The following is a 454-nucleotide window of genomic DNA, read 5'->3' on the forward strand; positions in this document are numbered from 1 at the left end:
TGGAGACAGAAAGCATCCCGCTGACTGCTAATGGCAAAGTGGACAGAAAAGCGCTTCCAAGCGTAACAGGTGAAGACGTAATTAAAAAAGAATACGTAGCGCCGTCTAATAAAACGGAAGAAGTATTAGTCTCGATATGGCAAGAGGTTTTAGGAATAAAAAAAATTGGGATAACCGATAATTTCTTTGAGTTAGGTGGCCATAGCTTGATGATTGGTCAAGTTATTAATAGAATTCATAAAAAATTAGGTAAAACAATATCCTTTAAAATATTTTTTGTCAATCCAACCGTAAAAGTATTAAGTACACAATTAAAAAAAAGCGAATATTTACCTATACCCAAAGCCACACAAGCCCTAGCCTACCCATTAACAGCTTCACAACGCAGACTTTGGATATTAAGCCAGCTGGAAGGTGGATCTTTGGCTTATAATATGCCTGCTGCAGTACAGCT

1 protein-coding gene is annotated in these 454 nt (G+C 37.2%); it reads left to right on the forward strand.

The annotated features are described in order from the left end of the window. Positions 1-454 (forward strand): phosphopantetheine-binding protein (locus ACE01P_RS24410; protein WP_379701668.1); only part of this gene is annotated, 454 nt, incomplete at both ends.

It is taken from the genome of Flavobacterium sp. HJSW_4 (assembly GCF_042436695.1).
Classification (GTDB): Bacteria; Bacteroidota; Bacteroidia; order Flavobacteriales; family Flavobacteriaceae; genus Flavobacterium.